Source organism: Hansschlegelia zhihuaiae (genome assembly GCF_004103825.1).
Lineage (GTDB): Bacteria > Pseudomonadota > Alphaproteobacteria > Rhizobiales > Methylopilaceae > Methylopila > Methylopila zhihuaiae.
In genome coordinates, this window is the sequence record NZ_RYFI01000003.1 from 253,955 (window position 1) to 278,225 (window position 24,271).

At 69.2% G+C, this 24,271-nt stretch carries 17 protein-coding genes and 1 pseudogene; 10 read left to right on the forward strand and 8 right to left on the reverse strand.

All coding sequences use genetic code 11. The features are described 5' to 3' along the window. Window positions 1-84 precede the first annotated feature (84 nt). Window positions 85-1,167 carry a formylglycine-generating enzyme family protein gene (locus EK403_RS05095; RefSeq protein ID WP_128776405.1) on the forward strand — a complete coding sequence of 361 codons (1,083 nt, stop codon included), beginning with the start codon at window positions 85-87 and terminating at the stop codon, window positions 1,165-1,167. Between the two features lie 12 nt (window positions 1,168-1,179). On the opposite strand, the gene EK403_RS05100 is transcribed toward EK403_RS05095, so the two are convergent. Next, a complete protein-coding gene (locus tag EK403_RS05100; protein ID WP_128776406.1) occupies window positions 1,180-3,573 on the reverse strand; it encodes a sulfatase-like hydrolase/transferase in 2,394 nt (797 codons plus the stop codon). Window positions 3,574-3,774: 201 nt separating this feature from the next. Next, window positions 3,775-5,793, reverse strand: coding sequence for a PhoX family protein (locus EK403_RS05105; RefSeq protein ID WP_128776407.1), 2,019 nt, complete (start codon window positions 5,791-5,793; stop codon window positions 3,775-3,777). Between the two features lie 164 nt (window positions 5,794-5,957). On the opposite strand from EK403_RS05105, the gene EK403_RS05110 reads away from it, so the two are divergent. From EK403_RS05110 to EK403_RS05120, 3 genes are read left to right on the forward strand one after another with little or no spacing between them, the layout of a single operon-like run. After that, complete coding sequence (locus tag EK403_RS05110) at window positions 5,958-7,826, forward strand: ABC-F family ATP-binding cassette domain-containing protein (protein WP_128776408.1); 1,869 nt, start codon at window positions 5,958-5,960, stop codon at window positions 7,824-7,826. Then, window positions 7,823-9,094, forward strand: coding sequence for a YeeE/YedE thiosulfate transporter family protein (locus EK403_RS05115; protein ID WP_128776409.1), 1,272 nt, complete (start codon window positions 7,823-7,825; stop codon window positions 9,092-9,094). The genes EK403_RS05110 and EK403_RS05115 overlap by 4 nt, the downstream gene beginning before the upstream one ends. Further along, window positions 9,018-9,755, forward strand: a complete 738-nt coding sequence (locus EK403_RS05120) for a hypothetical protein (protein WP_128776410.1) — start codon at window positions 9,018-9,020, stop codon at window positions 9,753-9,755. Before EK403_RS05115 ends, EK403_RS05120 begins: the two co-directional genes overlap by 77 nt. 10 nt (window positions 9,756-9,765) lie before the next feature. Here EK403_RS05120 and EK403_RS05125 read toward each other — a convergent pair whose 3' ends face one another. Then, on the reverse strand, window positions 9,766-11,250 hold the full coding sequence (locus EK403_RS05125; protein ID WP_128776411.1) for a S10 family peptidase: 1,485 nt from the start codon (window positions 11,248-11,250) through the stop codon (window positions 9,766-9,768). A 196-nt stretch (window positions 11,251-11,446) separates the two neighbouring features. On the opposite strand from EK403_RS05125, the gene EK403_RS05130 reads away from it, so the two are divergent. Beyond that, entirely contained in the window at window positions 11,447-11,851 is a 405-nt protein-coding gene (locus EK403_RS05130) for a DUF983 domain-containing protein (RefSeq protein WP_128776412.1), read from the forward strand. 19 nt (window positions 11,852-11,870) lie between these two features. Here EK403_RS05130 and EK403_RS05135 read toward each other — a convergent pair whose 3' ends face one another. Then, a complete protein-coding gene (locus EK403_RS05135) occupies window positions 11,871-13,268 on the reverse strand; it encodes an aminotransferase-like domain-containing protein (protein ID WP_128776413.1) in 1,398 nt (465 codons plus the stop codon). A gap of 69 nt (window positions 13,269-13,337) precedes the next feature. Then, the gene (locus EK403_RS05140; protein WP_128776414.1) at window positions 13,338-15,080 is read right to left on the reverse strand and encodes a calcium-binding protein; all 1,743 of its coding nucleotides are present in this window, start codon (window positions 15,078-15,080) and stop codon (window positions 13,338-13,340) included. A gap of 216 nt (window positions 15,081-15,296) precedes the next feature. Between EK403_RS05140 and EK403_RS22210 the strand changes: the two genes are divergently transcribed. Beyond that, the gene (locus tag EK403_RS22210; RefSeq protein WP_164919498.1) at window positions 15,297-16,295 is read left to right on the forward strand and encodes a hypothetical protein; all 999 of its coding nucleotides are present in this window, start codon (window positions 15,297-15,299) and stop codon (window positions 16,293-16,295) included. A 173-nt stretch (window positions 16,296-16,468) separates the two neighbouring features. Here EK403_RS22210 and EK403_RS05150 read toward each other — a convergent pair whose 3' ends face one another. From EK403_RS05150 to EK403_RS05160, 3 genes are all read right to left on the reverse strand, one after another. Continuing rightward, the gene (locus EK403_RS05150; protein ID WP_128776415.1) at window positions 16,469-17,500 is read right to left on the reverse strand and encodes an aldo/keto reductase; all 1,032 of its coding nucleotides are present in this window, start codon (window positions 17,498-17,500) and stop codon (window positions 16,469-16,471) included. 133 nt (window positions 17,501-17,633) lie between these two features. Next, window positions 17,634-18,077 (reverse strand): DNA polymerase III subunit chi, encoded by a 444-nt coding sequence (locus EK403_RS05155; RefSeq protein ID WP_128776416.1) that lies wholly within the window; start codon window positions 18,075-18,077, stop codon window positions 17,634-17,636. Window positions 18,078-18,143: 66 nt separating this feature from the next. Continuing rightward, complete coding sequence (locus tag EK403_RS05160; RefSeq protein WP_128776417.1) at window positions 18,144-19,649, reverse strand: leucyl aminopeptidase; 1,506 nt, start codon at window positions 19,647-19,649, stop codon at window positions 18,144-18,146. A gap of 225 nt (window positions 19,650-19,874) precedes the next feature. Between EK403_RS05160 and EK403_RS05165 the strand changes: the two genes are divergently transcribed. The 4 genes and pseudogenes from EK403_RS05165 to pdxA all read left to right on the forward strand — a co-directional run. Continuing rightward, a complete protein-coding gene (locus EK403_RS05165; RefSeq protein WP_128776418.1) occupies window positions 19,875-20,276 on the forward strand; it encodes a hypothetical protein in 402 nt (133 codons plus the stop codon). 14 nt (window positions 20,277-20,290) lie between these two features. Next, window positions 20,291-22,849 carry an LPS-assembly protein LptD gene (locus EK403_RS05170; protein WP_128776419.1) on the forward strand — a complete coding sequence of 853 codons (2,559 nt, stop codon included), beginning with the start codon at window positions 20,291-20,293 and terminating at the stop codon, window positions 22,847-22,849. 142 nt (window positions 22,850-22,991) lie between these two features. Next, entirely contained in the window at window positions 22,992-23,906 is a 915-nt protein-coding gene (locus EK403_RS05175; RefSeq protein ID WP_128776420.1) for a SurA N-terminal domain-containing protein, read from the forward strand. Between the two features lie 10 nt (window positions 23,907-23,916). Then, window positions 23,917-24,271, forward strand: a pseudogene (pdxA, locus tag EK403_RS22950) (4-hydroxythreonine-4-phosphate dehydrogenase PdxA); the annotation flags it as partial.

Consider the following 24,271-nt stretch of genomic DNA (forward strand, 5'->3'; position numbering starts at 1 on the left):
GTTAAGGATCGCCGCCGGCCGCCGCTGTCCCCGACCAGCGGCGCCTGATAGAACCGCGCCACCATCGATGACGCAGGTCTTCTCATGCGGCGCTTGATCGGGGCGGTCGCGGTCGTGACGACGGGGCTGCTGGCCGGAGTCTCGGTTTCGGGACATGCCGGCGGCCAGCCGGCCGTCGATCCGGCGGCGTCGCCCTCTGGCGACCGGCTCTGCCTAGGCTATTCCGGCCTGCCCGCGCGCCTCGCGACCGGAGCGCCGGCCGGGATGGTCTGGGTTCCGGGCGGCAGCTTCCTGATGGGCTCGAGCGAGGCCTATCCTGAAGAGGCGCCGCGCCGCGAGGCCGCGGTCGGAGGCTTTTGGATCGACCGCCACGAGGTGACCAACGCGCAGTTCGCCGCCTTCGTGGCCGCGACCGGCTACAGGACGGTCGCCGAGCGCGGCCTGACGAAGGAGGACTATCCGGACCTTCCGCCGGAGGCGCTCGTCCCCGGCGCGATGGTGTTCTACGAGCCGGCGAAGGACGCGCCGGTCCGCGTCGACGTCGGCGAATGGTGGCGCTACGTGCCCGGCGCGAGCTGGAAGACCCCGACCGGGCCCGGAAGCTCGATCGCGGGCAAGGAGAACCACCCCGCGATCCACATCACCTATGCGGACGCCAAGGCCTATGCCGACTGGCTCGGCCGGTCGCTGCCGACCGAGGCCGAATGGGAGTTCGCGGCGCGCGGCGGGATCAACGGCGCGGAGTTCGCCTGGGGCGACGAGCAGACGCCGCAGGGCCGCTGGATGGCGAATTCCTGGCAGGGCTTCTTCCCCTACGAGGACGACGTCTCGGACGGCCACCACGGCACGGCGCCGGTCGGCTGCTTCGCGCCCAACGGCTACGGCCTTTACGACATGATCGGCAATGTCTGGGAGTGGGCGACCGACTGGTACCTGCCGGGCCACCGCTTCGCCGAAGGCGAGCGCGATCCGAAGGGGCCGGCGGAGCCGGCCGCGACCGCGGGCGGGGCGTCCCGCGTGATCAAGGGCGGCTCGTGGCTGTGCTCGCCGAATTTCTGCCTGCGCTATCGGCCATCCGCGCGCCAGCCGCAGGAGGCCGACCTCGGCGCCTCGCATGTCGGCTTCCGCACCGTGCTGCGCGCTCCGGGCCCGGCCGGAGCGCGCTGAGGCCGGCCCCGCTCAATCCGGCCGGACCAGGGCGGCCTCTGATCCGCAGGTCCTGCGGGCGGACTGAAGGATCTTGACGTCGGCGTCGCCGACGCGGCCGTCGCCGTTGAGGTCGCCGCCGCACAGCACCGGGTCCTTGCACTCGCCCCTCTGCGCCTCGAGGAGCCCCAGGTCGCGGGAATTGACCTTGCCGTTGCGGTCGAGGTCCGACCGCGCGCAGGCCCCCATGCAGTCGACGCCCAGATTGGCCTCGATGACGGTTTCATCCTCGTCGTCGGTCGCGCCGTCGAGATTGATGTCGTAGACGCTCGGGCCCTTGCCGCTGAAGGCCTTCCAGCCTCTGACGTCGGCCGCGTCGATCCGCATGTCCAGATTGCCGTCGCCTTTCTTGCGGCATTCGTCCTGCGGCTTGGCCGACGCCTTGATCGCCTTAAGCTCGTCCGACAGTTCGGAGTAGTCCGCGCGCACGTCCTTCGGCAGGCAGCTCTTGTTCCCCTGCCCTTCCGGACATTCCGCGAGCAGGTTGAGATCGGCGGAATCGATGCCGTTCGGGTTCGTCTCGGTCGGCTCGATATTGTAGAATTCCTTCTCGACCCGCGTCTCGAACTCGGCCCAGGGCACCGAGCCCTTGGCCCCTTGGGGGAGCGGCGTCGAGCAGTCGAACCGATCCGCCTCGACGAGCTTGAAGCGCTTGTTGCGCACCGCCTTCTGATGAACCGGCGCGATCGTCAGCTGCTGCCCGGTCTCGGTCTGCACGGCGCAGCAGGAGGTGATCTGCTTCTCGGCCCCGGGACCGTACCAAACGCCGCCATTGTCGGCGCAGAACTCGGCGCTGTCGAACAGCGTGTCGTTGCACTGCGACGCGATCTGGCAGGGCCAGCTGCGCTCCTCCGGGTCCGGCGTGAAGGTCGCCGACCCGTTCTGCGTGAAATTCGTCGTGCGGATCGGCGCGGTCGAGGGGTTGGTGAGGTATGGCAGCATCGGCTTGCTGTCCAAGGGCCGGCTCGGCGGGACGATCTCGGCGACTTTCACGCCCGCGATGTCGCCGAAGAACTGGAACAGGTCGGCCGCGTTCACCAGCGCGTCCACGCTGCGGTTCGGCGCGGCCACGACGGAGCCGGCGACGATCAGCGGCACCCAGACGCCGGTCTGGTAGACCGTGGTCTTAGCGCGTCCGGGCTCAAACCCGGCGGCGGCGCGCACGGCCGGTCCCTGGCTGCCATTGTCGCCGATGATCACCACCACCGTGTCGTTCAGTTCGAGCGACTCGAGCGTGCGTCCGTCGCGCGCAAGCGTCCCGAGGCCCATCCCGGCGATGGCGCGGCCGATCTCGGCGTCGGCGCCTTCGAGGATGTTGTTGATCAGCTGGCGCGGCGGCAGGCTGTTGCTGCAGGTCGACGCGCGGTCGAGCGGATCGGGCACCACCCGCGTGGACGCCTTCTGAAACGGCGTGTGCATGGCGTTGAAGCTCAGCGTCAGCATGCGCGGCCCGGCCTGGTCGGCCCACCAGCTCACGCCGTCCGCCCGCTGGACGCTCGTCACATAGGACCGGTCGACGACCGCCGGACACTGGTTTTCCGTGTCGACGTAGAGCGGGTCGCGCTCACGAGTGATCGTCGTCTTCGGCCAGACGTAGTAGCCGTTGAGGGTGTCGAAGTCGGCCTGCTTCGGCTGCTGGTCGCCGCATTCCTTGTTGGGCGAGAAGATGCCGCCCCGCTGCAGGCAGGTCCGCGACGGGCTCGCGCGCGGGCCGGCGTTGTCAGGCGTGATCTCGAGGCAGTCGAGCGCGCCGCGCTTCATTGTGTAACAGGCGCCCGACGCCGAGGTCTGGAAATAGCCGCAGGCCTGGGTTCCGTCCGGGTCCTGGCCGCCGGCGGTGAGGTCGACCGAGGGCAAACCGGCGGTCATCGCGCCCTCGAAGGTCCGCCATCCCCGCGTCGAAGGCGCGCAGTCGCCCGCCGGGTCCTTTTCGTTGCCGAGATGGTACTTGCCGATCAGCGCGCTCGAATAGCCGGCTTTCTCGAGAACCCGCGGCAGCGTCGCCTCGAAGGCCGACATGTAGGACTGCGGCAGGTGATTCTCCATGATGGCCGCCTCGACCCCGGTGCGGATCGGGTAGCGGCCGGTGAACATGGCCGAGCGACTCGGGGAGCATTCCGGCATCGCCCAGACATTCGTGAATTTCACGCCGCTGCGGGCGATCAGATCGATGTTCGGCGTCTTGGCCGGGGTCAGCCCGCCATTGCCGAAGATGGACAGCTGGTCGATGCCGGCGTCGTCCAGGATCACGAAGAGGATGTTCGGCTTCGAAGGCGCCGCGACGGAGGTGGCGCTGGCCGCCGACAGCCCAAGAAAGAGCGCCCCGCCGACGAGCGAGCGCCAACGGCTCTGCAGCCTGCCTGCCATGTTCCCCGACCCTCCGAAACCCTTCTTGGACGGCGATCGAAGCCGCCGACACTTCCAGCATTCCGCAATTGCGGCTCGATCACAAGTCCAAGCCGCCGCCTAAACTGTTGATCGCCCGCCCGATGAAGCAAAGCGTAAACGAAAAAAGAAAACCCGGGCCGTCGCCGGCCCGGGTTCTCAAGTCTGAGGCTGGTCGCCCCGTCAGCGGCCGATCTTGCGGCCGTTCCGATGGCGAACGGCGATCACCGCGGGACGCGCGTAGGGCGCGTTGTCGGGCCAGCGGCTGATCGTGTTGGGGAAGCCGCCGCCTTCGCCCGGATGCTGGATCGCGGCGAACACCGTCGTCTCGTCGCCCGAGAACTCCGGCCCGCAGACCTCGGAGCCCTTCGGGCCGCTCAGGAACTGGCGGAGATAGCCGCGGTCCGGACCGTCGGTCGGCACGACGTGGAGGGCGTCATTCGGGTTGCCGATGTCGGTGTTGGACGGCTGGCCGTCGGTCGCGATCCAGAGATTGCCCTGGCTGTCGAAGGCGATGTTGTCGGGCGAGGCGACCTTGCCGAGCTTTGAGGCATCGGCGTAGCCGGCGAAGAAGGTCGCGCCGGACGCCAGGCCCGGCTCCAGTTCGCTCTTCTTGGTCTTGAGATCGATCTCCGGATTGCCGCAGAGCAGGAAGATCTCCCACTCGAAGGTCTCGGAGGCGTGATCGCCGCCCTTCTCGGTCAGCTCGATGATGTGGCCGCCGAAGTTCGGCACGCGCGGGTTCGCCGCGATCTCACCTTCGTCCTCGCGCAGCGTCGTACGGGCCGAGTTGTTGGTCATGGTGAGGTAGACCTTGCCGCCGACCGGGTTCGGCTGGCAATCCTCCGGGCGGTCCATCGCTGTCGCGCCGACGGCGTCGGCGGCGAGGCGCGTCTTCACCAGGATCTCGCCGTCGTTCTTGAAGAGCTTGGCGAGCGTCGGGTTCTTCATCGACAGCTCGATCCAGCGGCCGGTGTTGTCGTCTTCGAACTTCGCGACATAGAGCGTCCCGTTGTCGAGAAGGTCGAAATTGTCCTGACGACGGCCGGGATTGTAGCGGCCGCGAGAGACGAACTTGTAGACGTAGTCGAACTGCTGGTCGTCGCCGGTGTAGACCACGACGCGGTTGTCCGGAGCGAGCACGCAGGTCGCGGCCTCGTGCTTGGCGCGGCCGAGCGCGGTGCGCTTGCGCGGCGTGAAGTTCGGGTCGTAGGGGTCGATCTCGACTACCCAGCCGAAGCGGAACGCCTCGTTCGGCTCCTTGGTCACGTCGAAGCGGTCGTAGAACTTCTCCCAGAGACGGCCGGTGGCGCCCGCGGTCACGCCGTAGCGGAAGTGGACTTCCTTGACCTCTTCGTCCTCGGCCTGCTCGTTGTTGGCGAAGTACTGGTTGAAGTTTTCTTCGCAGGTCAGCCAGGTGCCCCACGGGGTCTTGCCGCCCGAGCAGTTGTTGAGCATGCCGAGGACGTTCACGCCTTCCGGATCGGCCGAGGTCTTCATCAGCCGATGGCCGGCGGCCGGGCCCGTGATGCGCATCGGCGTGTCGCCGGTGATGCGGCGGTTGTAGCGGTCGCTCTTGACCAGCTCCCAGACCCCTTCGGTCTTCTTGATCTCGATCACCGAGCCGCCGTGGGCCGCGATCTCGACGTCCGCCTCGCGCTTCTTCTCGCCCGGCACGTAGTCGCGGAACATCTCGGGGCCGCTGGTGTACTCATGATTCACGCAGAGCAGCGCGCGGCGCTCGTCGTTGAGCGGGAAGAAGCCGACGAAGTCGCAATTGTAGCCGAACTGCTGGCGCTGCTTCTCAGCGGTTTGGGCGCCCACCTGGAACTCCGGCGCGCCCTCGAAGATCGGGTCGCCCCACTTCGCAAGGACAGTGTGCTCGTAGCCTTCCGGCACGATGATGCGATCGGCCTGGCTGGGCTCAATCGGCTTGAACTTCAGCCGCGAGCCCGGCGCGGCCTCGGCTTCGCCGATCAGCGACGGCAGCGAGGCACTGGTCATCAGCACCGGGACGCTCGCCGCGGCGCCGAGCAGGAAGGAACGGCGCGCTATGTTGCGCGCCAGCACGTCGCCGAAGCTTTCGTTCTGCGGCCGCGCGCCCGGCGCGGCGTGGAGGCCCGGCCGGTCGATGCCGATCGCCTCGTCGTCCACGGCCTCAACCGGCCGTTCGGCGGCCCCGTTGAAATTGTCCGCTGTCATGTCCTGCCCCTGGTGGGAATTTGGAATTGGATGAGCTCCAAATGCCCGCCATCGATGTCAGGGATGCTACCAATCCATGACAGTTGAGTTTCAGCCCCTCGCCTGCTGGTGCGCCCGCCTGCCCTCTTGCCGCGCCGCAACATCGGCGGCACAAGGGCCCCGCCATGATCCACGTGAACGACCTCACGGCCCGCATCGCGGGCCGAACCCTGATCGACGGCGCGACCGTCGCGCTTCCTGATGGCGCGCGGGTTGGCGTCGTGGGACGGAACGGCACCGGCAAGACCACGCTGTTCAAGCTGATCGCCGGCGACATCCAGCCCGACGACGGCGCGATCACGATTCCGAAAGCAGCGCGTCTCGGCAGGGTCGCCCAGGAGGCGCCCTCGGGCCCCGAAGCGCTGATCGACGTCGTGCTGGCCGCCGACACGGAGCGCGCCGCCCTGCTCGCCGAGCAGGAGACCGCGACCGACCCGCACCGCATCTCGGACATCGTCACCCGGCTGATCGACATCGACGCCTATGAGGCGCCGTCGCGCGCGGCCAAGATCCTGTCGGGCCTCGGCTTCGACGAGGCCGCCCAGCAGCGCCCCTGCTCCGACTTCTCGGGCGGCTGGCGGATGCGCGTCGCGCTCGCCGCGGTTCTGTTCGCCGAGCCGGACCTCTTGCTGCTCGACGAGCCCACCAACCATCTCGACCTCGAAGGCACGCTCTGGCTGCAGGACTATCTCGCCAAATACCCGCGCACCGTGCTGGTCATCAGCCATGACCGCGACCTGCTGAACGCCTCGGTCGACCACATCCTGCATTTCGACAACGGCAAGCTCACCCTCTGGAAGGGCGACTACGAGCGCTTCGACGCCGGCCGGCGCGAGAAGCTCGCGCTCGACCAGAAGGCCGCCAAGGCGCAGGCCGACGAGCGCGCCCGGCTCGAAGCCTTCATCGCGCGCTTCAAGGCCAAGGCCTCGAAGGCGACGCAGGCCCAGTCGCGCGTCAAGCGGCTCGCGAAGATGCAGCCGATCGCAGCTGTCATCGAACGCAGCGTCGTGCCGTTCCAGATCCCCGCTCCCGAGAAGGAGCTCGCCCCGCCGCTGATCGCGCTCGACGGCGTCTCGGCCGGCTATGGCGACCTCACCATCCTGAAGAAGCTCGACCTCCGGATCGATCCCGACGACCGCATCGCGCTGCTCGGCGCCAACGGCAACGGCAAGTCTACCTTCGCAAAGCTGCTGGCGGGGCGGCTTCAGCCCAGCGGCGGCCGGCTCTCAAAGTCCGAGAGGACGCTGGTCGGCTTCTTCGCCCAGCACCAGCTCGAAGACCTCGACCTCACGGGCTCGGCCTATGACCATGTCCGCCGCAAGATGCCGGGCGCCGCGGAAGCGCAGGTCAGGTCGCGGACGGCGCAGATCGGCTTCTCGGGGCCGCGCGCCGACACCAAAGTCGAGAAGATGTCGGGCGGCGAGAAGGCGCGGCTCGCCTTCGGGCTTGCGGTGTTCGAGGGCCCGCATCTGCTGATCCTCGACGAGCCGACGAACCATCTCGACATCGACAGCCGCGAGAGCCTCGCCCAGGCGCTGAACGAGTTCCCGGGCGCGGTCATCCTGATCAGCCATGACCGGCATCTGCTCGACGCCACCGCCGACCGGCTCTGGCTGGTGGCGGATGGCGGGGTCCGGGCCTTCGAGGGCGATCTCGACGACTACCGCCGTTACATCCTCTCGGCCGACGGCGCGGGCCGCGCGTCTAAGAACGCCGGCTCCGGCACCGGCAAATCGTCGGAAGCCGGGGCGAAGAGGGTCGACGTCGGCGCGCTCAAGAAGAAGGTCGCCTCACTCGAGGAGATCATGGGCCAGTGCGAGAGCGAGATCGCGCGGATCGACGCCGAGCTCGCCGCGGGCCAGGGCTTCCCGGACAAGCCCGAGAAGGCCGCGGAACTCGGCAAGCGCCGCGCGGAATTCACGCAAGCGCTCGCGGAGGCCGAAGAGACCTGGCTCGGCGCCAACGCCGAGCTCGAGGAGGCGGCCGCAGCGTGACCCGGCCTCTCTTCTGGAAACGGCTGTCGAAGCCGCGGCCGCTGATCGCGGCCGCGCTGTTCGCCGCGGCGCTGGTCGGCGCGCTTCTGCTCGCCGCGGTCGACGGGTCCTTCGGCGCGCGGAGCTGGGCGCTGGTCGCGGGCCTGGTGTTCGGCGTCGCGCTCCAGCGCGGCGAACTCTCGCTGGTGCGGGCCTGGCGCGATTTCCTCGTGCTGCGCGACGCCGGACAGCTTCTCGGCTTTCTCACCGCCCTCGCGGTCGCGGCGGCGCTCACTCTGGGCGGCCTTGCGCTGGCGGGCGCGGCCCAAACGCCCGAAAACGCGCGCGTCGGCCCCATCAGCTGGCTGCTGCCGATCTCCGCCTTCGTCTTCGGCGTCGGCAGCGTGATCGCCCGCGGGGGCGTGATGGTGCACATGCGCCGGCTCGGCGAGGGGTCGCTGGTCGCCGCGCCCGCCTTGCTCGCGACCTTCGGAGGCTTCGTGCTCGGCGTCGCGCTCTGGCCGTGGACGTGGCGCATCGCCATCGGCGACGCGCCCTCCCCCTCGCTGCCGTCCTCTTTCGGCTTCCCCGGAGCGCTCACGGCGCAGACCGCCATCATCCTGGCGATCGCCGCGGCGCTATGGTCGCGGCGCCCGAGACCCGGGCCCGACCCAAGAAGCCTTGCGACCCGGCTCGCCGTCGAACCCTGGCCGGCGCCGGCGGCCGGCGCGCTGCTCGGCGCGCTGGTCGCCGCGAGCTACGCCGCAGGCGAGCCGCTCGGGCTGATCGCCGAATGCGTCATCGTCGCACGCTGGATCGCGACGGCGCTCCATCTGGCGCCGGTCGCCCTTCCGGGACTGGACGCAGGCGTCGGCGGCCTCAAGGCGCCGCTGCAGGGCTTCGAATTCACCGAGCACGTCGTCATCCTGCTCGGCTTCATCATCGGCGCCTGCGGCGCGGCGCTGTCCTCCGGCCGATTCGCGGTCGCGGGCTTCACGCGCCGGGAGGCGGCGGAGATGTGCCTCGGCGGCGCGCTGCTCGGCTGGGGCGCGATGACGTCGCTCGGCGCCGTCACCGGCGAGGCGATCGCGGGCGTCGCGATCGGCGCGGCGTCGGGCTGGGTCTTCCTTGGCTTCGCGTCGCTCGGCATCATCGCCGCCCTGAAGCTCGACTGGCGGACATCCGTCACCGCGCCGCCGCCGGAGGCCCATGATGCGCCCGAAGACCTGCCGCCATACCTTCCGAGCAACCCTCCTGCTCAGCCTGGCGACGCCGGCCTTCGCGTTTGATTGGGACGACCTGCCTCCGGCCGTCATCCCGACGCTCGCCGCGACGGCTTCGGCCGTAGAAGGCTTCGCGCCCGCCGGCTGGATCGTCGAGGCGAAGGCGACCGGCGACCTCGACGGCGACGGACGGCCCGACGCCGCCTTCGTGCTGCACGGGACGGACCCGAAACTCGTGATCGACAATTCCGGCGGGATCGGCGGCGACCAAATCGACACCAATCCGCGCATCCTCGGCGTCGCGCTCGCGACGAAGGACGGTTTTCGTCTCGCCGTTCAGAACGCGACCCTGATCCCGCGCCGGACGCAGCCCAACATCGACGACGCCTTCTCGCCCGAAGACGGCCTCTCGATCTCGCGCGGCTCGGTGCGGGTCGCGATCTCGCTGTTCGCCAACGCCGGCGGCTGGGGCATGTCCAACATCGACTTCACGTTCCGCCTGATCGACGGGACGCTGCGGCTGATCGGCTACGACCGGACCGACACCCAGCGGAACTCGGGCGAGACCGAGACCGTCAGCATCAACTATCCGAGCGGCCGGATGAGCGACGCCAAGGGCCGGATCGACGACGACAAAGAGACCAAGGTCTGGCGCAAGGCGCCCGCTTCCCAAGGCCCGACAGTCGACCAGATCGGCGACGGCATCGAGTTCGACCCGACGAAATGACCGCCGGCCGCTACTTCTCCGTCGCCTCGTAGAGCGCCTTGACGTCGGCGGTGAACTGCGCGCGCGAGCCGTCGCGGGTGTAGAACATGTGGCCGCCCGGATAGACCTTGAGCGCCGCGCGGGCCGGATCGCCGAAAGCCGGCAGCTGGTCCAGCACCATCTTGGATTCCATATAGGGCGTGACGAGATCGGTCGCGCCATGGGCGACGATCACCCGGACCTTCGGGTCTGCGGCCAAAACCTCGCGCAGCGCCCCCGCGGATTCAGGCGAGGACCGTCCGCTTCCCCATTTCCACTGCCGGTTCGCCTCGCCCGAGATCAGCTCGTAGCGGCGGTCGACCCGGTAGCCCATGTCGCGGGCGTAGAAGTCGACCGCGGCGCGCGTCAGCGGCGCCCTTGCGCCGTCGAGGATCGGGTCGTCGAACTCGCCGCGTCGCGACGCCGGATACGGGTCGAAGCTGGTGACGTTGGCGTCGTAGAGCGAGCCGACCCTCCCCTGCCCCCGCTGGAACTCGCGCGCGAAGGCCGCGATGTCGACGCGCCCGCCGAGCCGCCGCGTCTGCTCGCTGTCGACGCCGGTCAGCTCAGACACCCGGGCGACCAACCGTTCGACCGCCTCCTTGTCCCTCGGGCCCTTCATCAGGTCCGTCATGAACTGGCCCGTGGCGTAGGCCTCGACGTCCGCGAGGTCGGCGCGCGTCAGGTCGCGTTTGCCGTCGCGCTCGCGCTTGGCGGCCGCGAGCGAGGGCAGCGCGTTGACCCATGGGATCGGCGAAGTCTGCTCGCCGTCGCGGATCGAAAAGTCGAGCACCGGCGACACCGCGACGAGGCCGCGCACGCCGACGCCGTCGCGGCTCTGCAGCTCGCGTGCGATACGCGGGATGCGGAAGCCGCCATAGCTCTCGCCTGCGAGATAGACCGGCGACATCAGCCGGTTTTTCGACGCGAGGTGCTTGGCCACGACCCGCGACAGCGTCGAGACGTCGCCCTCGACCGAATAGAAGGGGTCGGTCGAGCCGGTCGCCCGGCTGTAGCCCGTGCCCACGGGGTCGACGAAGACGAGGTCGGTGAAGGCCAGCCAGGTCTCGGCGTTGTCGACCATGGACGGCGGATCGGAGGGCGCGTTGCCCTGATTGCCGAAGGCGAGCCGCTTGGGGCCGAGCCCGCCGAAATTGAGCCAGGCCGAGGACGCGCCCGGCCCGCCATTGAACGCGTAGGTGATCGGCCGCTTGGTCGAGTCGGTGCGGTCCAGCACGTAGCTCGTGACCACGATCTCGGCGACCTTCTCGCCCTTCGGATCGTGCATCGGCACCTGCTCGACCGAGATCTTGTAGGCGAGCGTGTCGTCGGCCGCGACCACCGTGGCCTTCGCGCTCGCGTCCGGCGGCAGCGCGGTCGGGTTCGGCCGGCCGCCCGCCTCCTGGGCGAGGCCGGGACCGGCGGCGAGACAGACCAGAGCGAAGGCCGCGGCGGCGAGGCGGAGGGAGCGCGTCATGCGCGGCCTAGATGGGGCGGCGAACGCGACGCTGGGAGGGCGATCACGCCAATGTCGTCGGAGCGGCGAGTTCGTCCACCGCATGCGAGCTATGCGGCATACGTTTGCGTGCAATATTGACATTGTATGTATCCGGGCTACCTTCGTTGCGTCGCGCCGATCGACTTTCGATCGGCGACCCGGAGGAGCCGCCGCCATGTCGGAGACCGCCTATCCGCGCCTCGAGCCCTATGATGTCGGCGTGCGCGGGCGCTGTCCGCGCTGCGGGCAGGGGCACATGTTCGACGGCTTCCTGAAGCTGAAGCCGGAATGCGAGGTCTGCGGGCTCGACTATTCCTACGCGGACCCGGCCGACGGCCCGGCCTTCTTCGCCATCACCTTCGCGTGCCTGCCCTCGGCGCTGTTCGCGGTGTGGCTGGAGCTCGCCTATCAGGCGCCCTACTGGGTCCACGTCTTCACGACCTTCCCCATCATGCTGGCGACGCTGCTGCCGCCGCTGAGGCCGCTGAAAGGCTGGCTGGTCGCAAGCCAGTACTACCACAAGGCCGCGGAGGCGCGGCTGGTCCGGGTCGGCGAGGAGGACGACGCGAACGGCTGGTGAGGGCCGCGAGCGGCCCTGATCACACCACGTCGTGCAGCGCGCCGCGGTCGTCCTCGAGCACGCCGGCGAGCGTCGCGAGCGCCGCCGCCAGCCGGGCGCGCTCCGGGATCGCGCCCAGCGAGATCCGGATGGCGTCGACGGGCGGCCGGGCGCTGACGCTGAACGCGTCGGACGGAACCACCGCAAGCCCCTGCGCCCTGGCGCGGTCCGCGACGCGGCGCCGGTCCCAGCGCTCGGCGAGCGGCAGCCAGACATGCAGACCGTTCGGATGCGCGCGCTGCGCGACCGGCAGCGCCCGGCGGGCGAGGATCTGGCGGGCCGCCGCCTCGGTCCGGACGCCGTCCAGGAACTCGCGGGCGACGCCGTCGCGAATCCAGCCGCCGAGCACGGCGGCCATTAGAGGCGGCGCCATGAGGCTCATCGCCCTCAGCGCAGCCGCAAGGTCCGAGCGCGCGGAGGCCGACGGCGCCACGACGTAGGCGATCCGGAATCCCGGCGTCAGGCATTTCGAAACCGTGTGGACGTGCCAGACAACGTCGGGTGCAAGCGCCGCCAAAGGCGGCGGCGCGTCGCCCGCGAGCGGCGAATAGGGGTCGTCCTCGAGCAGCGCCAGGCCATGGCCCCGCGCCACCTCGATCAGAGCGCGGCGGCGCGCATCCGGCATGGTGATCGAGGTCGGGTTGCCGATCGTTGGGTTGAGATAGACGAAAGCGGGCCGCGCCTTGCGGCAGCGCGCGTCGAGCGCCTCCGGCGACATGCCGTCCGCGTCTGCCTCGATCGCGACGGGCTCGAGCCGCAGATGGCGCGCGATCGACAGGAGGCCCGGATAGACCAGCGGCTCGCAGGCGACCTCGTCGCCCGCGCCCGCCAGCATGGTGGCGATCGAGGCCATGGCGGACTGCGCGCCCGCCGCGACGAGGATGCGGTCAGGGTCGACGCTCCCGAGCGTCGGCCTCAGCCACGCCGCGCCGGCCGCCCTGTCGGCCGGCGAGCCCGCGCCCGGATGGTAGGACATCAGCGCGTCGAGATTCGACCGGGCGGCGAGGTCGCGGACGCTGCGCTCCAGTTCGTCGGCCAGCCGGACGCCGCGCGGCGGAGGCGGAATGTTCATGCCGAGATCGAGCGGCGGCGCCGACGGATCGCCCCGCCCGGCGATGAAGGACCCGCGGCCCGTCACCGCGTCCAGCAGGTTGCGGCGGCGCGCCTCGGCATAGGCGCGCGTGACGGTGGTGAGATCGACCGAGAGCGCCTGCGCGAGCGCGCGCTGGGGCGGCAGCCGGTCGCCCTCCCGGAGCGCGCCGGTCTTCACCGCGTCGGCGATCGAATTCGCGATCTGCAGGTAGAGCGGGCCGGCCTCGGGCGAGAGGCTCGGCGCCCAGCGATCGGCGAGCGTCACATGCGCCTCTCTATCAGCCATACGATCTTGCAATTGTATGGCTTGGCCGGCCAGGGCGCAAGGGGCCGGGCGCGTCCCGACCCAATGGGCTCAGACGACCACGAAGTCCTTCTCGGTCAGCGCGAGGTTGCGGTCGAGCTCCGCGAATTTCACGGCGTCGTCGCCGCCCTTGCCGTCGGCGTCGAACAGCAGCGCGCCGGATCTCGCGTCGTAGATCACGCGGTCCTCGTCGTCCTTGGCAGCCTTGGCGATGACGAAGGCGTCGGCGTCGAGGCCGCCGGTCTTCAGGCCTTTGAAGACGGAGCGGTCGAGTTCAATCGTGTCGTCCTTGACCGAGAACTTGACGATCTGGTCGACATTCCCGGCCCCGAGCGCGGTCGAGAAGCCGAAGACGTCGCGGCCGCCCTCCCCCGTGAGCCCGTCGGCGCCGAGACCGCCGTCGAGCGTGTCGTTCCCATTGCCCCCCGTCAGGCTGTCGGCGCCGTCGAGGCCGAGAAGTTCGTTGGCGCGCTTGTCGCCCGAAAGGTCGTCGCCGAGCGTCGAGCCCGTGACGTTCTCGAAATTCCTGATCGTGTCGGTCTCGCCGGACGTGCCGGTCGCCTTGTTCTTCGCGAGGTCGACCGTGACGCCCTGCTTGGTCGCGCTCGAATCCGGCACCACGAGGTCGAGCTCGTAGGACAGCGTGTCGATCCCGCCGCCGCCGTCGACCGAATCCCAGCCCTGCAGCGGCAGGAACTCCTCGTCGCGCTCGGAGCCGATCAGCGTGTCAGCGCCGTGGGAGCCGGCGAAGGACTCGATGTTCCTGAACCTGATCGCCTCGGCTTCGAAGAACACGCCCGCGACCCCCTTGCTCGCGTCGAGCGTCACGCTCGTGTCGCGGGTCGCGAACCCGAAGAAGGAATCGTGCCGGTAGAAGATCAGCCGGTCGTGGCCGCCCTTGCCGTCGATCTCCTGGTCGAAGCCCTGCGGCGCGAAGAAATTGTCCTTGCCGTCGCCGATGTAGCGGTCGCCGCCATTGGTCGAGCCGCCGACCAGCCCCTCGATCGAGGAGATCTTCGAGACGTCGGCGCCGATCTTGATCTGGCTCTTGCCGAGATCGACGGTGATGGGCTCCGCCGACGGCGCTTCCTCGAGATTGAGAAAGTCGTTTCCGGTCCCGCCCTTCAGCGTGTCCCTGCCGGCCGAGAAGGTGAGGACATCGTCACCCGCGCCGCCATCGACCAGGTCCTGCCCGGCGTCGCCCCTCGCCAGATCATTCCCGTCCTCGCCAAAGACCTTGTCGTCGTCCTCGCCGCCGGCCAGCCTGTCGTCGTCCTTGCCGCCGTGGATCAGGTCGTCGCCCAGCGCGCCGCTCAGCACGTCGTCGCCGCCATTGCCGAAGAAGGTGTCGCCAAGCGCGGCCGCGCCGAAGACGTCGCCGAAGCGCGAGCCGTTCACGACGTAGGGAACGCGGTTGTAGAGAATGTCGTAGACCGGCGTGAAGTCGAACTCGAGCGCCTTCTGGAACGCCTCGTAGAGCTCCTGGGCGTCCATCGGATAGCCGGTGAGCTGGGCCACCAGGCCGAGCTTGTTGATGAAGTCGACCGACTTGACCGTGCCGCCCGTGACGTCGCCCTCGCCGTTGAAGGTGACGCCTTCGCCGCGCAGGACGATCTTCATCTGCTTCTGGTCTTCGCTCGGGACGAAGCCGATATCGGGCCGCGCCACCAGCCCGAGGGTGATCTCGCCGTCGCCGCGCTCGATGATGGAGCCGAACAGGATGACGTTGACGTAGATCGTCTGGTATGACGTGGTGACGTCGCTGCCTTCGAAGATGTCGATCGTCGCGACCATCGTCGTCTCTCCTTACAGGACAGACGACGGAAGACCGCCAGCCAGTCGCATTCAAGTCCGTGAAAGTACGGATCAGGAATTCGCGTGTGGTTGGCGCGGCTCTGGCCGGCGCCGGCTGGCTTATCTGCTGATCACTTCTCTCATCGACGTTGCCGCCGCTTGCGAAACGGGGCACGTTTGGGGTGACACGGGCTCTCGCCGCTCCAGGGTGATGACATGACGCCCCAGCTCAGTCTGACGCTCGCCGCCGTCCTGCTGGGCCTCGGGGCGCCGGCGCTCGGAGCCGAGCCGCAATATGGCTCGATGGCCGGCGCCGCGACCGGCGTCGGCGCGAGCCTCCGCGGCGCCGTGCCCTTCCCCAAGACCAATGACTGGAACACGGACGTTTCGGACGAGCCGGTCGATCCGGACTCCGACCGGCTGATCGCCTCGATCGGCCTCGACACGGGGCTGCATCCGGATTTCGGCGCCGGGACCTATCGGGGCGCGCGGATCGGCATCCCCTATGTCGTGGTCTCGCGCCGTCAGCCCGAAGTCCGCATCAAGTTCACCGCCTATGGCGACGAGAGCGACAAAGGCCCCTACCCCGTGCCGCGGAAGGCGCCGATCGAGGGGTTCCGGCCGGACGGCGGCACGTTCGGCGGCGACCGCCACGTGCTGGTGGTCGACCGGGACAATGACCGGCTCTACGAGCTCTACCGCGCCTTTCCGAGGACCGACGGCGGCTGGAACGCGGATTCCGGCGCGATCTTCCACCTCGACGACAATGACGTGCGGCCGACCGCGAAGCCCGGCTGGACCAGCGCGGACGCCGCCGGCCTGCCGATCTTCCCCGGCCTCGTCCGCTATGACGAGGCGTCGACGGGCAGAATCCGGCACGCGCTCAGGTTCACGGTCTCGCGCTCGCGGCGCGCCTATGTGCCGCCCGCCACCCATTTCGCCTCGTCGGACCGCGATCCCGACCTGCCGCCTATGGGCATGCGGGTGCGGCTGAAGGCGAGCTACAGGATTCCGGCGAACTTCTCGAAGCCGACCAAGGCGATCCTGAGGGCGCTCAAGACCCACGGCATGTTCGTCGCGGACAACGGCAGCGACTGGTTCCTTTCCGGAACGCCCGACGACCGCTGGAACAACGGCCGGCTGAACGACGAACTCCGCCAGGTCGTCGGACGCAATTTCGAGGTGGTGAGGATGCGGGGCCTGGTCACCGACTGAGGCGGCGTCGATTCAGATCCAGACTGGGAAACTCCGCCCGTCGTCCGGCCGAAGCGCCGGGACCCATTGCCGCTGACGCCGCCACGTCATTGATCTCGCGGAGATAATGGATCCCGGGACAAGACCGGAATGACGAAAACCCCACTGGGGACCGCGACCCTGACGCGGCGCGGTCACCAGCGCGTCGGTTTCGGGTTGCGCTCGTCGAAATCCGTCTGGTGCCAATAGGGATAGGCCGGCGTCCGGCGGCTGGCCGCGTCGAGCCGCTCGACCTGCTCGACCGAAAGGCTCCAGCCGACAGCGCCGAGATTGGCCCTGAGCTGCTCCTCGTTGCGGGCGCCGACGACGAGATTGGCGACCGTCGGCCGACCGAGCAGCCAGTTGAGCGCGACCTGCGGCACGGTCTTGCCGGTCTCGGCCGCGACCTCGTCGAGCGCGTCCACCACGCTGAACAGGTATTCGTCGTCAACCTTCGGGCCGCCCACGGCGCCGCCCGAGGCGATGCGGCCGCTCTGATTGGGCTGGCCGCGCCTGATCTTTCCGGTGAGGCGGCCCCAGCCGAGCGGGCTCCACACCATCAGCCCGACGCCCTGGTCGAGCCCGAGCGGCATCAACTCCCACTCATAGTCGCGCCCGACCAGCGAATAGTAGCCTTGGTAGACCACGTAGCGGGCGAGGCCGTAGCGCTCCGAGACGGCGAGCGACTTCATCAGGTGCCAGCCGGAGAAGTTGGAGGCGCCGATATAGCCGATCTTGCCGCTGGTCACGAGGTCGTCGAGCGCGCGCAGCGTCTCCTCGACGGGCGTCGTCGCGTCGAAGCCGTGCATGAAATAGACGTCGATGTGATCCGTCCCGAGGCGCTTCAGGCTGCCCTCGCAGGCGCGGATCAGGTGGTAACGGGACGAGCCGACCTCGTTCGCGCCCTCGCCGCTGCGGAACGTGGCCTTGGTCGAGATCAGCGCCCGGCCGCGTTTTCCCTTCAGCGCCGCGCCGAGAATCTCCTCGGAGGCGCCGTTCGAGTAGATGTCCGCGGTGTCGAAGAAATTGACGCCGGCGTCGAGGCAGATGTCGATGAGCCGCGTGGCCTCGTCGACGTCGGTCTGGCCCCAACGCTGGAAGAACTCGTTCGAGCCGCCGAACGTCCCTGCGCCGAAACTGAGCGCGGGGACCATCAGTCCCGATCGTCCTAGCCGCCTATGCTCCATCGCCCGCTCCTTCCGTCGAGGCCGCGGCGACATCCCTCGCATCGCCGGCCATGGCGCGGGTTCTAGGCGACGGCCGGGGCGCGACAACTCCCGCCGACGGCCGCCCCGCCACGCGCTCCGCCGAGCAGGCGCGTCACGCCTCGCGCTTCCACCGCCCGTCGTCGCCCTGGCGCCAATAGGTGACCGTGTGGCCCTGCGCCTTCAGCGCCTTCCACTGCGTCCGGGCGGCGTCGAGCGCCTCGGCGTCATGGCCGTCGAACATCACGAGCGCGCGCTCGTAAGCGCCGAGGTCCGGCGGCTCCGCGCCGTCGACCAGCACGCGGACGGCGGCGCCGTTGGGGTTCTGGTCGGTGGTCGTGAGCCAGACCGGCTCCTCCGACCCGTCGGCGTCCGCGCCATGCGGCAGGAAGCTCTCGTCGCTGGTCGTCCAGAGCGCGTCGTCGAGCGCCGAAACACGGTCCGGTCCCGTGGCCTGCACCACGACTCTCCAGTTCCGCCCGAGGCACTTTTCCAGCAGCGCCGGAAGCGCCCGGTCAAGCGGCTGGCTGGTCAGGTGGTAGAAAAGGATCTCGGTCATGGCGCGTGAGAATGCGCGATATCCGCGCCGCCGTCAGCAGGCGACCAGCGGATCCATGGGACACGCTCACCCCTCGTAATTGTCCCGCACCATCCGGTCGAGCAGGCGCACGCCCCAGCCCGACCCCCAGCTCTTGTTGATGTCGCTCGCCGGCGACCCCATGCCCGTCCCGGCGATGTCGAGATGCGCCCAGGGCGTGCCGTTGACGTGACGCTTCAGGAACTGCGCGGCGGTGATCGAGCCGCCGTGGCGGCCGCCGGTCTGCTTCATGTCGGCGAATTTGGAGTCGATCAGCTTGTCGTATTCCGGGCCGAGCGGCATGCGCCACACGGTCTCGCCCGTCGCCTTGCCGGCCTTGAAGATGTTCTCGGCGAGTTCGTCGTCGCTCGCGAACATGCCGGCGTTGTCGACGCCGAGCGCGACCAGGATCGCGCCGGTCAGCGTCGCGAGGTCGACCATGAATTTCGGCTTGTACTTATCCTGGACGTACCAGAGCACGTCGGCCAGCACGAGGCGACCTTCCGCGTCGGTGTTGATGACCTCGATGGTCTGGCCGGAGAGCGAGGTCAGGATGTCGCCCGGGCGGTAGGACTTGCCGTCCGGCATGTTCTCCACGCAGCCGATCGCGCAGATCACGTTGGCCCTGGCCTTGCGGGAAGCGAGCGCGCGCATCAGGCCGACCACGCAGGCCGCGCCCGCCATGTCGCCCTTCATGTCCTCCATGCCGGCGCCCGGCTTGATCGAGATGCCGCCGGTGTCGAACACCACGCCCTTGCCGATGAAGGCGATCGGCTGGTCGTCCTTCTTGCCGCCGTTCCAGCGCATGATGACGACGCGGCTCTCCTGCTCGGAGCCCTGACCGACCGCGAGCAGCGCGCCGAAGCCCGCCTTCTTGAGCGCCTTGTCGTCCAGCACCTCGACCTCGACGCCGAGCTTCTCGAGCTCCTCGGCGCGGTGCGCGAACTCCGTCGGGGTCAGGATGTTCGGAGGCTCGTTGACGAGGGTGCGGGCGGTCTCGACGCCCTCGGCCAGCCCCTCCTTGAGCTTCCAGGCCTTCTTGGCGCCCGCCTCGTCGGCTACCGCGAGCGTGACCTTGCCGAGCGGCGCTGGCTCGTCGTCCTTCTTCTTCGTCTTGTAGAGGTCGAAGGAATAGGAGCGGAGCCGCATGCCGAGGGCGACGTCGGCCGCGGCGTCGGCGTCCGGCGCGTTCTCGGCGGCGTCGAGCAGCACGACGACGTCCTCGGCCGAGGCCGGCAGCGCGCCACGGATCTGGCCGCCGAGCTTCACCCAGTCGGTCGGCTCTTTGCCGTCGCCGAGCCCGACCACGATCAGCCGGTCGACGCCGCGGAGCGCGGGGGCGAGCAGCTCGAAGGAGGCGCCGACCTTGGCCTTGAAGCGCTCGGCCGCGGCGGCGCGCATCAGCGCCGCATGAACCGGCTCCGTCCAGGACGCGGCGGCGGCGCCGAAGGCGAGGTCAGGGCCGGCGAGGACGACCACCACGCCATGGGCGGGGACGGAGAGCTTCTGGAAGGCGATCTTCAGCGGGGCCGCCGGCGCAGGAGACTTCGACATGAGGAGAGGCGATCCTTGGATGAACGGGCATGGACGAGGGCGTCAAGTGTTCCCTCTATACGACACACCCCTCGCCTTCCAGCGCCACGGTCCGCCCGCGCCTTGCGCGGCGCGGCCGCGGGCCGTCATGTGACCGCATGACCGGGGCGGGCGGCCGCGCTCCGGTCGCGGAGCGACGGCGACATGCGCGGGCGGAACGCGGGAGCGGGCGTAGGAAACCCCATTATGGGCGTCGCCGCCCTGCGGACCGCGCACGGTCCGGTCATCTCCCGTAAACACCTGCCCGTCACTCTGCCCTCCGCCGGCTGGACTCTGGCGCGCCGGGACGCGCGCAACATCGTCGGCGAGCGTGTTGTTGCGTCCCTGCGTCGGTCCATGCGTTTCGGATTTGCGTTCCCGCAATCGGTCGGCGTCCGAGCCGCCGAAAGCCCTGCGTTTCTTGCCACGCACAGCACGAATCCGTGCGCGCGCGGCGCCGCGAAAGGCGATGGCGCGAGTCGATCGTTCATGCTTTATGTCGAGCCTGCGGCCGCCCGCGCATCGGGGGCGCCGGGCTTTGTGCGTGCGCATTCCGCGGCGCGGCCCGTCGTTCGCGCGCGGCGGCTTGTAAGCGTGAGGGGTCTGTGACGGCGGGACGACGGATGACGCACGACCCGCGCCCCGTCCGGCCGATCCGATCGGCCGGCGCGCGACTGTCCGCGCTGCTCGCCGCCACGGCCATGCTCACCGCAGCAGCGGCCGCCCAGGAGGCGGGCATCCCACCCAAGGACGACCTGCTCCCGCCGCGGCCGCCGAGCTTCAGGGACTACGGGCCAAAATTCATGCAGCCCGGCGCCGGCAAGTCCGGCGGCGCGGTCGACAAGCGCGCGATGAGCGCCAAGGACCCGAACGCGCGGATGCTGATGGAGGCCCGCGAGCTCGTCTATGACTACAACCGCGAGGTCGTGACGGCCGTCGGCGCCGTCGACATCTATTATGACGGCCGCGCGCTGCAGGCTGACCGAGTCTCCTACGACCAGAAGGCCAACAAGGTCCGCGCCACGGGCAAGGTGAAGCTCACCGAACGCAATGGCGACGTGATCTACGCCGACAGCCTCGACGTCACCGACGACTTCCGCCAGGGCTTCATCGAGCCGCTGCGCGTCGAGACCACCAACCGCACGCATCTCGCGGCCGCGCGCGGCCGTCGCGAGAACGGCCAGTTGATGGTGTTCGACCGCGGCGTCTACACGGCCTGCGAGCTCTGCCGCGACAATCCCGACAAGCCGCCGCTCTGGCAGGTCAAGGCCAAGCGCATCATCTGGCGGGAAGACGAGAAGACGATCTATTACGAGGACGCGACCTTCGAGCTGTTCGGGCTGCCGATCGCCTGGCTACCGTTCTTCTCGAGCCCCGATCCGACGGTCAAGCGCAAGTCCGGCGTGCTGGCCCCGAGCGTGTCGCGGTCCGGCGACGTCGGCTTCCTGATCGAGACGCCCTATTACTGGATCCTGTCGCCGACCTCCGACCTCACGCTCGCGCCGGTCGTCTCGACCAAGCAGGGCGTGATGCTGAAGGGCGAGTACCGCCAGCAGCTGATGAACGGCGCCTATTCGATCCGCGCCGCCGGCATCCACCAGCTCGACACCGGGACCTTCGACCACAAGGTGCCGGTGTTCGACGGCAACGGAAACCGGCACCAGGACGCGGGCCTCACGATCGGGCCGGGCGACAAGAAGGATCGCTGGGCGGTCTCGACCCAAGGCGAGTTCGACATCAACGAGAAGTGGAAGTGGGGCTGGGACGTCAACGCGGTCTCCGACAAGTGGATCCGCAGCGATTACAACCTGTGGGGCTCGCGCCTCGACGCCACGTCGACGCTCTACCTCACCGGCCAGGGCGACCGCAGCTTCTTCGAGCTGCGCGGCTGGCAGTTCTACGGCATGACCCGCTACGACCAGCAGGACCGCCTGCCCTGGGTCGCGCCGGTCCTCGACTACGACTACACCTTCGAGAACCCGATCGCGGGCGGCGAGCTGTCCTTCAGCCTGAACGCCACCAACGTCTATCGGCAGGATTCCGATTATGCGCGCTATCGCACGCTCAGGCCGCGCACCGACAATGCGCTGGTCGGGGCGGAAGGGACCTACAGCCGCATCTCCCTCGACGCGCAGTGGCGTCGCCGCTTCATCGATCCGATCGGCCAGGTCTGGACGCCCTTCGCCTTCGCCCGCGGCGACCTGATCTACACCGACCCGCAGGAAGACCCGCGCATGGGTCCGTTCCTCGATGCGCGGCAGGACGCGCTGTTCCGCGGCATGGCGGGCGTCGGCCTCGAATACCGCTTCCCGTTCATCGCCGAGACCGCGATGGGCGCGCACCAGATCGAGCCGATCGCGCAGATCATCCTGAGGCCGAACGAGAGCGAGATCGGCAAGCTCCCGAACGAGGACGCCCAGAGCCTGCTGTTCGACGAGAGCACGCTGTTCGCCTGGAACAAGTTCTCGGGCTACGACCGGATCGAAGGCGGCAGCCGCGCCAATGTCGGCGGGCAGTACACTTTCACCTCGCTGAGCGGCGCGACCTTCAACGTGCTGGCCGGCCAATCCTTCCACCTCGCGGGCCGGAACTCGTTCGACAAGCTCGACGCCACGCGGACCGGCGTCGACACCGGGCTCGACGAGGACAGCTCCGACTATGTCGGCGGCGCGAACTTCGCGCCCAACAAGCATCTCTCCTTCGGCAGCCACATCCGGCTCGACGACGAGGGCTTCAAGCTCCGCTCGGCCGAGTTCGCGGCGCGCGCCACCTTCGATCGCATCCAGGCGAACGTGATCTATGGCCGCTACGACGAGCAGCCGCTGCAGGGCTATGACGACATCCGCGAGGGCGTGCTGACCGGGGCGCGGCTGTTCGTGACGCCCGACGTCTATGTCGAGGGCGGCGCGCGCTACAATTTCGACTACAAGGTGTTCGACCGCACCCAGCTCGGCTTCGGCGTCAACGACATTGAGCAGTGCCTGTCGCTGGGGTTCTCGTATATCCGCGAGGTCGACAACGACACCGATTCGGTGCGGGTCAACGACATCGACCACAAGTTCCTGGTCAGGGTCGATCTCCGGACGCTCGGAAGCGGCAGCTTCTCGAGCCGCAGCAAGAGCTCGGCCAACGACGATCAGGACATGTTCGGCTCCACGGTCGCGAGCTTCCCGACGCGCTGACGCCGTCCGCCCCACGGTCAAAGTCTTGGGAAACGGCGCATGTCTCGTTGCGACGCATGTTGACGCGGCGCCCCCGAACCCTGAAAAACGACCCGGCTTTTCCCGCGCCTTCTTTTGCGAGCGCCGAACGAACAGGGTTGTGATGGTTTCGACGACGCGTTTCAGGCTTCTGGCTTCCGCCCTCCTCGCCGCCGCCGCGGCGTCGCTGTCCGCGGCGCCCGCCGCCGCCCAGTCGATCGCGGTCGTGGTCAACGGGCAGCCGATCCTGTCGAGCGAGGTCGCGGCGCGCGCCGCGCTCGCCAAGCTTTCCGGCGGAAAGCCGGACAAGAGCGCGGTGGACGAGCTGATCGACGAGAAGCTCAAGCTCGCCGAGGTCAAGCGCTACGGCATGACCCCGAGCGACGCCCAGGTCGAGGCGGCCTTCGCCTCGATCGCCCAGCGCACCAAGCTGACGGTCGACCAGTTCAGCAAGGCGATCGGCCAGCGCGGCGTCTCGGCCCAGACGCTGAAGGACAGGCTGCGCGCCGAGATCGGCTGGGCGCAGTTCATCCGGCGCAAATACGCCGCCCAATACGCCAATCGCGACTACACGGCCGCGCTGTCAAGCCGGGGCGGCGAGGTCAGCAACAAGGCGACCCAGTACTCGCTGCGCCAGGTCATCTTCGTGGTGCCGAAGGGCGCGAGCGAAGCGCAGGCGAACCAGCGCAAGACCGAGGCCGTCGGGGCGCGCGGCCGCTTCCCGGGCTGCGACGGCGCCGTCCAGTTCGCCGCCAATCTGCGCGACGTCGCGGTCAAGGAGCCGGTGGTGCGCTCGAGCGCGCAGCTCGGCAAGGAGATGAGCGACATGCTGGCCAAGACCAAGCTGGGCGGGCTCACCGAGCCGCAGCGCGGCGAGCAGGGCTGGGAGATGATCGCAGTCTGCGAGCGCAAGGACATCAATGACGACAACGCGCTCAAGGCGTCGGTGATGGAGGAGGTCGGCGCCAAGGAGGCGCAGGCCCAGTCCGAGAAGTATCTCGCGCAGCTGAGGGAGCGCGCGGTCATCCAGCGCCGCTGAGGCGACGCCGATGGCAGCGGGGACTCAGCCCGGCCCGCCGCTCGCGCTGTCCATGGGCGAGCCCGCGGGCGTCGGGCTGGAGCTCGCGCTCGCGCTCTGGGCCTCGCGCGGATCACGGCCTGTCCCGCCCTTTGTCGCGCTCGGCGATCCGGCCGCCTTCGCGGCGCGCGCCCGGCTCGTCGGGCTGGATGTCCCGATCGCCGAGGCCGAGCCCGAGGGCGCGCTTGCGCTGTTCGGCGACCGCTTTCCCGTCCATCCGGTCGGTCTACCGTGCCGGGCGGCGCCGGGACGGCCCGACGCCCGCGACGCCGCCTCCGTGATCGAGGCGATCCGGCGCGGCGTCGAGCTCGTCCATGGCGGGGGCC